This is a genomic window from Methylobacterium sp. E-005, assembly GCF_022829725.1.
Lineage (GTDB): Bacteria > Pseudomonadota > Alphaproteobacteria > Rhizobiales > Beijerinckiaceae > Methylobacterium.
This window is the reverse complement of sequence record NZ_JAKSYG010000183.1, coordinates 16,018-25,663: the sequence shown is the minus strand read 5'-3', so window position 1 is coordinate 25,663 and position 9,646 is coordinate 16,018. Positions and strand designations below refer to the sequence as shown.

General features: G+C 65.7%; 9 protein-coding genes. 6 read left to right on the top strand and 3 right to left on the bottom strand.

Translation table 11 applies throughout. The annotated features are described in order from the left end of the window. The first annotated feature begins 3 nt into the window (after window positions 1-3). Together mdoH and MKK88_RS20665 are read left to right on the top strand one after the other, a co-directional pair. Complete coding sequence (mdoH, locus tag MKK88_RS20670; protein WP_279602442.1) at window positions 4-2,160, top strand: glucans biosynthesis glucosyltransferase MdoH; 2,157 nt, start codon at window positions 4-6, stop codon at window positions 2,158-2,160. 195 nt (window positions 2,161-2,355) lie between these two features. Further along, the gene (locus tag MKK88_RS20665) at window positions 2,356-2,514 is read left to right on the top strand and encodes a hypothetical protein (protein ID WP_244003012.1); all 159 of its coding nucleotides are present in this window, start codon (window positions 2,356-2,358) and stop codon (window positions 2,512-2,514) included. An 8-nt stretch (window positions 2,515-2,522) separates the two neighbouring features. Here the strand turns inward: MKK88_RS20665 and MKK88_RS20660 are convergent, their stop codons facing one another. Further along, window positions 2,523-2,723 carry a hypothetical protein gene (locus tag MKK88_RS20660; protein WP_244003010.1) on the bottom strand — a complete coding sequence of 67 codons (201 nt, stop codon included), beginning with the start codon at window positions 2,721-2,723 and terminating at the stop codon, window positions 2,523-2,525. Between the two features lie 402 nt (window positions 2,724-3,125). Between MKK88_RS20660 and MKK88_RS20655 the strand changes: the two genes are divergently transcribed. The 3 genes from MKK88_RS20655 to MKK88_RS20645 all read left to right on the top strand — a co-directional run bounded on the left by MKK88_RS20655 (window position 3,126) and on the right by MKK88_RS20645 (window position 8,288). Continuing rightward, window positions 3,126-5,444, top strand: coding sequence for a Tex family protein (locus MKK88_RS20655; protein ID WP_244003009.1), 2,319 nt, complete (start codon window positions 3,126-3,128; stop codon window positions 5,442-5,444). Then, a complete protein-coding gene (locus MKK88_RS20650; protein WP_244003007.1) occupies window positions 5,441-6,718 on the top strand; it encodes a hypothetical protein in 1,278 nt (425 codons plus the stop codon). The genes MKK88_RS20655 and MKK88_RS20650 overlap by 4 nt, the downstream gene beginning before the upstream one ends. A gap of 385 nt (window positions 6,719-7,103) precedes the next feature. Next, window positions 7,104-8,288: a flagellin gene (locus MKK88_RS20645; RefSeq protein WP_244003004.1), complete on the top strand. Its 1,185-nt coding sequence runs from the start codon at window positions 7,104-7,106 to the stop codon at window positions 8,286-8,288. On the opposite strand, the gene MKK88_RS20640 is transcribed toward MKK88_RS20645, so the two are convergent. Together MKK88_RS20640 and MKK88_RS20635 are read right to left on the bottom strand one after the other, a co-directional pair. Next, window positions 8,285-8,452, bottom strand: a complete 168-nt coding sequence (locus MKK88_RS20640) for a hypothetical protein (protein WP_244003002.1) — start codon at window positions 8,450-8,452, stop codon at window positions 8,285-8,287. The two genes, MKK88_RS20645 and MKK88_RS20640, sit on opposite strands and share 4 nt — an antisense overlap. A 74-nt stretch (window positions 8,453-8,526) precedes the next feature. Next, entirely contained in the window at window positions 8,527-8,757 is a 231-nt protein-coding gene (locus MKK88_RS20635) for a hypothetical protein (RefSeq protein ID WP_244003000.1), read from the bottom strand. A gap of 589 nt (window positions 8,758-9,346) precedes the next feature. On the opposite strand from MKK88_RS20635, the gene MKK88_RS20630 reads away from it, so the two are divergent. Further along, window positions 9,347-9,631 (top strand): hypothetical protein, encoded by a 285-nt coding sequence (locus MKK88_RS20630; protein WP_244002998.1) that lies wholly within the window; start codon window positions 9,347-9,349, stop codon window positions 9,629-9,631. The last annotated feature ends 15 nt before the right edge of the window (window positions 9,632-9,646 follow it).

The window sequence follows — 9,646 nt, the reverse complement described above, 5'->3', positions numbered from 1 at the left end:
CGAATGGACGACACGATTACCCTGCCTCAGCCCGCGGTCGAGTCCGGCCCAGCCGCTGCTCCGGACGCCGTGCCTGCGCTGCCGCCCGAGGCGCCACTGGCGATGCCGGTTCAGGACCTGTCGCGTTGGGATCCTGCGATGGGCCACAGGCCTTCGCGCCCGGTGCGCAGCCCCTGGCTCGCGCGGGCCTGGGTGTTCGGCGGGGCACTGGCGCTCACCGCTTACGGCGGCTGGCAGATGGTCGAGACGGTCTCGGTCTCCGGTAATCCGACCGCGCTCCAGCTCGCCCTGGTCGTCCTGTTCTGCTTGACCTTCTCGTGGATCGCGCTCGCCTTCACCAGCGCGCTGCTCGGCTTTGCAATGTTGCTGCAACGCGAGCGTGCTCCGGCGATTCCGGCTAAGCTGACCACCCGGACGGCGATCCTGATGCCGGTCTACAACGAGGCCACGGCCCGCACCTTCGCGGGCATCGAGGCCATGCGGGAGGCCGTCGAGGCGACCGGCTTCGGCGCGCATTTCGACTGGTTCGTCCTGTCCGACTCGACGCAGGCCGATGCCTGGATCGCCGAGGAACGGGCGTTCCTCGACCTGCGCGCTCGGCTCGGTCCTGAGGCACGGCTCTACTATCGGCATCGGCCGAAGAATCATCACCGCAAAGCCGGCAATATCGGCGACTTCGTCACGCGCTGGGGCGGGCGGTACGACCATATGCTGGTGCTCGACGCCGACAGCCTGATGAGCGGGCCGGCCATTGTGGCGCTCGCCGCCGCCATGGAGGCCGATCTCGATGCCGGCATCATCCAGACGCTGCCGCTGATCATCAACCGCAACACCCTGTTCGCCCGTCTCCAGCAGTTCGCCGCGCGGATCTATGGCCCGGTGATCGCGGCGGGCCTCGCCGCCTGGTCGGGCCGGGACGGCAATTACTGGGGCCACAACGCCATCATCCGGACCCGGGCCTTCGCGGAATCCTGCGGCCTGCCGGATCTGCCGGGCAAACCGCCCTTCGGCGGCCACATCCTGTCCCACGATTTCGTGGAGGCCGCGCTGATCCGCCGGGCCGGCTGGGCGGTCTACATGCTGCACCGCCTGGAGGGATCCTACGAGGAGAGCCCCCCGTCACTGATCGACGTTGCGGTCCGCGACCGGCGCTGGGCGCAGGGAAACCTCCAGCACGCCCGGGTGTTCGGCGCCGCGGGCCTGCATCCCGCGACCCGGCAGCATTTCGCCACCGGAATTGCCGGCTACCTCGCTTCCCCGCTCTGGCTGATGCAGCTGGTGGTCGGTATCCTGCTGGTCCTGCAAACCGCCACGGAACGGCCGGACTATTTTGGCGGCGCCGGATTCTCGCCGGTCTTTCCCCGCTTCGACCCGGTCCGCGCGCTTCAGCTGTTCGGGCTGACCATGGCGGTGCTGCTGGCGCCGAAGGTTCTCGGCCTGATCCTGGCGCTTCTCGATCGATCGGTGCGGCGCGCCAGTGGCGGCGGCGGCCGGCTCGTTCTCTCAGGCCTCGTCGAGATCCTGCTGTCCGCCCTCGTGGCACCCGTGGCGATGGTGATCCAATCCGGCTCCGTCATGGGCATTCTGCTCGGCCGCGACACCGGCTGGAATCCGCAACGGCGCGACGACGGCACGATCCCCCTGCGCGACATCGTCTCCCGGCACAGCTGGCACACGGTGCTGGGCATCGTCGCGGGCATCGCGGCCTTCGCCATCGCGACCTCGCTGTTCCTCTGGATGAGCCCCACCATTCTGGGCTTGGTGCTGGCCATCCCGATCTCCTGGGCGAGCGGGCAACTCGCATTCGGGCTGGCACTCAAACGCCGACGCCTGCTCGCCACGCCGGAGGAAGCCACGCCCCCCGCGATCGCGCTTCGCGCCGGCACGCTGGCCGCGCGTAACGCCGGCACGGCCTTCGACGAGGCCGACGCCCTTGCGGCGCTCCGCAACGATCCCGGTCTTGCGGAGGCCCATATCCGGATGCTGCCGGCCCGTCGCGAACGGCCTCGCGGCGCGATCGACCCCGAGCGGACGCTCGCCGCCGCCAAAATCGAAGAGGCTGAAACGCTCGCGGAAGCACAGGCTTGGTTGACGCCGCGGGAGCGCATGGCCCTGCTGAATGATCGTGCGCTGGTTGAACAGCTCATCCGGCTCGCTTGAGCGAAGGCTCCGGCCTGTCCGGATCGCGGGTTGGTCGAGCCATGACGATCACGGCACGGACAGGCTGACCTCACGGCACTCAGCGATGTGACCCGACGGCCCCCGCGCCAGCGGCCGAACCGGAGGTCAGAGGCGATTAACCAATCGGCCGCTAGACTCGCCCCGGCACTCACTAGCCCAAGACCGGAAGGCGCCATGGCCCTGCTGCTCGGTTTCCTGCTCGTCCCTCTGGCGGCCGCGATCGTCCTGGCCCGCGGTGAGCCCGTCCGCACCATCAGCTGCCTGGGTGCCATGGGAGTCGGATGCGCCATCGCTTGCTTGAGCGTGATCAGCCTGATCCGCCACCGCACCTGAGGACGCAGCTACAGGAACCCAATCTGACGCGGACCGCCGGACAACGTGCGGCCGGCCCGGGCGACCAATTGCGAGAAGGTCAAAGCCGCCGCCGCAGCTTGTGCCCGGGACGGGAAATGGCGGCGTGACTCGATGACCGGTTCGGCCGTCTCGTTCAGCAGAACCCAAGACCAGAGCGACCGGCTGTTCTCGCGGATCTCGAACTGCACAGGGCGCCTGCCTTTCGCAGCATGCGACGGGGAAGAGGCTTGCATTCAGCCGTGACATTCGAATGACATGACCCGCGTTACGTCAAGGTCTGCGCCGTTTCATGGATCTTTGCCCCCAGCCATAGATTGAGACGGCAAAGCATTCGCTAGAGGTCTATTGGATGCGTGCCGCGCTATAGGCCGATCTATTGCCGACCATCGACGCCACCGATACGGTTATCACCCCGGCGCGATGATGCACGGCTTATCCACAAACAGAGTGCGAATCCGCCCCCACAACGCCGCTTCGATCCCCATTGAAGCGAGGATCCCACCAGCGTCATGTCTCCGGCGCCATGTTTCCGGCGGCTTGGCGCGGCAGGCAGCTCCCGTCCCGCCATCGACCTGCCAGCCGGAGATTGCATGAAAGCCGTGAACGCGCTCATCGCCGAGGAACTTGGCGTCGGGGAAGCGCAGGTGGCGGCCACAGTGGCCCTGCTCGACGGCGGGGCGACCGTCCCTTTCATCGCCCGCTATCGCAAGGAGCAGACGGGCGGCCTCGACGACACGCAGCTGCGCAGGCTGGACGAGCGCTTGTCCTACCTGCGGGACCTGAACGACCGCCGCCGGGCCATCATGGCGAGCATCGAAGCTCAGGGCCGCATGAGCCCGGCACTTGCCGCGGCCCTGGCGGCCGCCGACACGAAGGCGCGCCTCGAAGACCTCTACATGCCCTTCCGGCCGAAGCGCCGCACCAAGGCGCAGACCGCCCGCGAAGCCGGCCTGGAGCCGCTGGCCGAGCGGCTCCTGACCCAACCCGATCGTGTTCCCGAACAGGCAGCGGCGGCCTTCGTGTCCGCCGAGTGCGGCGTCGCCGATGCGGGCGCGGCACTGGAGGGCGCGCGGGCGATCCTGATCGAGCGTTTCGCCGAAGATGCCGATCTGATCGGTCGGCTGCGGGCCGATTACTGGCGCGGCGGTCAGCTCGTCTCGCAGGTCCGCAAGGGCAAGACGAATGACGGGGCGAAGTTCTCGGATTACTTCGCCTGGAGCGAGCGGCTGGAGCGGATGCCATCGCATCGCATCCTGGCGATCTTCCGCGGTGAGCGCGAGGAGGTTCTGGAGATCGCCTTCGCGGCGGAGGGCGACGAGGGCCAACCCGGTATCCCCAGTCCGTTCGAGGTGGCTATCTGCCGGCGGTTCGGCATCGCGGCCCAGGGACGTTCGGGCGATGCGTGGCTGTTCGAGAGCGTCCGGGCCGCATGGCGCACCAAGATCCGGACCGGGATCCGACAGGACATGCGGACGCGCCTGTTCGAGCGGGCGGAGGACGAGGCGGTCCGGGTCTTCGCCGGAAATCTGAAGGATCTGATCCTGGCAGCCCCCGCCGGCGGACGGCCGACGCTGGGGCTCGATCCAGGCTATCGGAACGGCGTGAAGGTCGCGGTGGCGGACCGGACCGGCCGGATCGTCGCGGTCGAGACAACCTATCCGCATGAACCGCAGCGGCGCTGGCACGAAGCCGTGGAGACCCTCGGGCGGCTCTGCCGTCAGCACAAGGTCGAGCTGCTCGCCATCGGCAACGGCACGGCGTCCCGCGAGACCGAACGGCTCGCCGGCGCAGTCATGGCCGCGAATTCCGATTTGAAGCTCATCAAGGTGATGGTCTCGGAGGCCGGTGCCTCGGTCTATTCAGCCTCCGAAGTGGCGTCCCGAGAATTGCCCGACCTCGACGTGTCCCACCGCGGCGCGGCTTCGATCGCCCGCCGGCTGCAGGATCCCCTCGCCGAACTGGTGAAGATCGAACCGAAGTCCATCGGAGTCGGCCAGTATCAGCACGACGTGAGCGAGACGAAGCTGTCGCGGTCGCTGTCCGCCGTGGTGGAGGATGCCGTGAACGCGGTCGGTGTCGACGTGAACACGGCCTCCCCCGCCCTGCTGGCGCAGGTGTCGGGCCTCGGCGCCGCCATGGCCGACCGGATCGTCACGCATCGGAACGCCAACGGCCCGTTCCGCTCGCGCGCGGCGCTCAAGGCCGTGCCCGGGCTGGGGCCGAAGACCTTCGAGTTGGCCGCCGGCTTCCTGCGGATCCGGAACGGCGACGATCCGCTCGACGCGTCAGGCGTTCATCCGGAAGCCTATCCGGTGGTCCGGCGAATCCTGCAGGCGACGAAAAGCGACATCCATGTCCTGTTGGGTAATTCGGCAACGCTCTCCGGACTGAAGCCCGAGGCGTTCGCCGATGCGCGCTTCGGCCTGCCGACCGTGCGCGACATCATCGCCGAATTGGAGAAGCCGGGCCGCGATCCGCGTCCGGCCTTCAAGACCGCGCATTTCGAAGAGGGTGTCGAGACGATCGGTGACCTGCGGCCGGGCATGCAGCTCGAGGGCGTCGTCACCAACGTGGCGGCCTTCGGCGCCTTCGTGGATATCGGCGTCCATCAGGACGGGCTCGTCCATATCTCGGCGATGGCCCGCCGCCGAATCGCATCACCCGCGGAGGTCGTCCGGATCGGCGAGGTAATTCGCGTTCTGGTGCTCAGCGTCGATGGTCCACGCAAGCGGATCGCGCTATCGATGCGGCTCGACGATCCGGTCGAGCCGATGGCGTCGGCACCGCGGTCCGGGCCGGCGCGTCCAGAAGCGCGTACGCCGAGAACGCCTTCGACGCCTCAGGGTGCACCGGACGGCGCGCTCGCGGACGCGCTGCGGCGGGCGGCCACGCAGACGCCGCGACGGTGAACGCGACGGCACAGCTGTGCCGGGGCTTCGACCGAGACGAGCAGGCCGCCGGGTGGAGTGATCTGATGGCGTCGTCAGTGAGCCGTGAGGCCGTTCCCAGCCCGATGATCGGGCCCGCGCGGCTGATTCGGGCGGCTTTCGAGGGCACCGACATGGGTGCCTGGGCTAACGATATCCTGTCCCGTGCCGGCGACGGGGATCTCGAAGCCGGCACAGCGCTCGATCTGGCGACGATCCTGTTGCTGATGCACCGTTCCGACACGGCGCTGCAGCTTCAGAACGAAGTTCTCGGGCATTGCCGACACTTCCAGCTCCAATCCAACACACCCGAAGCGGCGACGCGCGTCCTGGTCATCGTCACGGCAGGCGACCTGATGGCGAATACGCCGGTCGATTTCCTGCTCGATGACCCGGGCTTCCGGCTCGAATATCTGTTCGTGCTGCCGGGCGACAATGTCCCCGATCCTCTGCCGGCCCACGACGTCTGCATTATCGGCGTAGCCTACTCCACTGCGAATGAGCCGGTGCTCGAAGCCTTGGCATCGGCGGCTTCGCGCTGGGACCGTCCCGTAATCAACCACCCGCGCAACGTCCTGAAGACGTCACGCCATGGGATCGCCGAGGCCCTCGACGGCGCAGAAGGTATCGTGGTCCCCTCCGTCATCCGCGTCCCCCAGGCCGCCATCGCGACCGCCACTGGCGTCTTGCCGGACGGATGGAGCTACCCCGTCCTCATCCGGCCGATCGATACCCATGCCGGCAATGCGCTGCGGAAGATCGCGGGCAGCGACGATCTCACCGCCTATCTCGACCGATCCGATGCCGAGACGTATTACGTCACCCAGTTCTACGACTACAGCGGATCGGACGGGCTCTTTCGAAAGCTCAGGATTGTCCTTGTCGATGGTGTCCCGTTCCTCTGCCATATGGCCATCCGCGATCATTGGATGATCCACTACCTCAATGCCGGCATGAGCGAAGATTCGGCGAAGCGTAACGCGGAGGCCGAAGCGATGGCCACGTTCGACGATCAGTTCGCACCTCGGCACCGCACGGCCTTCGCCGCGATCCACAACCGAACCGGGCTCGACTATCTGATCCTCGATTGCGCCGAAACCCGTGACGGCCGCTTGCTGGTCTTCGAGGCGGATACCGGCATGGTCATCCACGACATGGATCCGGTGAATCTGTATCCCTACAAACGACCGCAGATGCACAGGGTCTTCGCGGCTTTTCAGAACGCCATCCGGATGAGAGCGACTCACACGGCGTAAGCCAGCTCGAACCCGTGCAACCCGCCAAAAGTCGAGCGTCGCGCCGCCGAACGCATTACTTGAACCGCAAAACTATAGGGCGAATTCAGCAATCGAAGGTGAACGCTTGGCAATTTGTGCGGTAGCGTGGGCCGTCGTTCATATAATATATCAGAATTACTTCTAGCGCTTCAAGTATAAGCAGCTTAAAGATCGCGGCTTAGGGAGCATTAATTATCTGTTATCCTATTCCAACCCGAGAAACTCATATCTTCCGAGCAATAATCCATTAAGGATCGAGAGACGTACTGCTGAAGAACTGCCCGCATTAACGCGGAGGAAACTTCTGCGGTGCCATGACTGATGCACCCGAGAAACGGGTATCACTCATCAGAAAGATCGATCCATGTCCTCCATCACCCTGTCGGCCGCCACGCGTCAGAACCTGCTCTCGCTGCAGGACACGGCGGCTCTGACCGCGACCACCCAGAACCGTCTTGCTACCGGCAAGAAGGTCAACTCGGCCCTCGACGATCCGCTGAGCTTCTTCACCGCTCAGGGCCTCGACAACCGGTCCAACGACCTGAACAGCCTGCTCAACGGCGTCAGCAACGGCGTGCAGGTCATCCAGGCCGCCAACCAGGGCATCACCAGCATCCAGAAGCTGATCGACAGCGCCAAGTCGCTCGCCAACCAGGCTCTGGCCAGCAAGAACTACACAACTCCGGCTGTATCGGGGTTCACCACCTCGACGACGGGCGCAACCTACGCGGCCGCGACGACCGGCACGACGACTGTGAACTTCACGGTTGATGGTGTTGCGAAGTCCGCGACGTTGGCCGCCGGAACCGGCTCCAGCGGTGCGACGACCGCCAGCGACGTGACGGCGGCTGTGGCCGCCCTCAACACCGCCGCCGGCACGACCGCATTCGCCGTCGACTCGGGAGGCACGAAGATCGTCGCTGCCTCGACCACCAGTGATGTCACCTTCGACTCCACCGAAGGGGCGAAGATCGGCTTTTCCTCCGGTATCACCGGTACGGCGGCTGTGCCGGCCTCCGGCGACGCGACCCGCACCAGCCTCACGTCGCAGTTCAACAACCTGCTGACCCAGATCGACCAGTTGGCCTCCGATGCGAGCTACAACGGCGTCAACCTCCTGGGCGGCGGCGGGTCCAATCAGCTCAAGATCCAGTTCAACGAGAACGGGAAGTCGAGCCTCGTGGTCCAGGGCGTCGACTTCTCCTCGACGGGCCTGGGTCTGAGCCCGGTCGCCACGTCGGGCGCCAACTCCAACTTCCAGGCCGATACCGACATCAATACGGTCCTGACCCAGCTCAACGCCGCGTCTTCGACGCTGCGCGCGCAGTCGGGTGCCTTCGGTTCCAACCTGACGGTGGTGCAGAACCGTCAGGACTTCACCAAGCAGCTGATCAACATCCTCGGCACGGGCTCGGCGAACCTCACGAACGCCGATCTCAACGAGGAGGCCGCGAACTCGCAGGCGCTGTCGACCCGTCAGTCGATGGGCATCTCGGCCCTGTCGCTGGCCAACTCGGCGCAGCAGGGCATCCTGCAGCTCCTGCGCTAAGACGGGTCTCGATCAACAAAGCAGCCGGCCGGGTCATGCCCGGCCGGCTTTTCGTTTGCGCTGTCCTCCGCAGTGGATCTGTCGGGGTGGCGCTGGAAGACTTTCGCCAAAGCGCGAATACGCCATCGGATGGCCACCAGCACGTTACGCAGCTTCTCGATCATGCCGCCCGTCAGATATCGCGGCTTGGCGGTGCTGGACTGGTGCCGTGAAATGCCAACGGCCTGCCCCGGGGAAGCTATTCTGCCGCTTCGGGTGCGGACATGCGTCCCCCGGCTTGGCACCGTACGAAGTCCAGGATGCGTTGCCGAACTTGCGACTGACGGATCGTGCTCCACAACGTCAGCAGTTCTTCCGTCTCCAAGAGGTCGAGCACCCCGTCAGGCGCCGCCAGGAACGTTTCGACCGGGCAGCCAAACCGGGCTGCGATCTCGGCCAAGCGCGCAGAGGCGACATCCCCGACGGCCATCTCAGACTCGATCTTCGGAATGGGGCGTCAGACTATAGCAGGTATCATCCAGGACAAGTCGTTGGACAAACAGGTCCTGGTCTTTTCCCCTCAGGCCTTGCGCTGTCCATGCATGGGGCACAGCCAGGAATAAGCCCGAGGGCTCTCTGGCGGTCAGCGCTTGAACGATGGCCCAGTCGGTTCCAATGAAGCCATCCCGGCGAGACCGTGTTGGATGGGACAGAGATTCGCGATGGAAGGGCGGCGGTCAGATGTATTCGTGACGGAGCTTCGCCTGGGTTGAGCGTACGTCGAACGAAAAGACCACCTCGGGACAGAACCCAGTCAGATCTGTTGGGGCCGGAACGCATTCGTTGCATCCGCGCCCATCGGTCTCACGCGTCGGACTGGCGAAGGGTCAGAGGCCACCCTCGGTCGATTCTACGGCCAGTTCGGAAAACCCTCAACGGGTCGATCGCAGCATGAATTGGTCAGAGAGAGCGTCTACGGCGTGGGCATAATTGTTACCGTTGACCCTCGATTAACACGGAACGCATATGCACATGGGAGCTTGCCGCTGTAGCGGTCTCTGCATGTGGGCGAGGCTCCGATGATCGTCCTGTTAATCGTCGCCATTGCCGCCGGGTTGCTGGCCGCGAGTGCCCTGTGGTCGGTTGGCTGGTTGGCAGTGTTGATCGGATCGCCTTTCGTCGCGAGCTTTGCGGCGATCCTCGCGGGTTGCTTGATGGCGTGGCAGACCACGCGGCGGGACCGGCAAAAGCGCGCCCTCGACGCGCAGACGGGCCTCATGGTGGCAGCCCTCCGCGACGTCACGCGCAAGGCGGAACCTCAATCGCCCGCTCCAAAGGTCTCGCGGCGGAGGTTGGGCGCCTGAGCGATTGACCCGGAT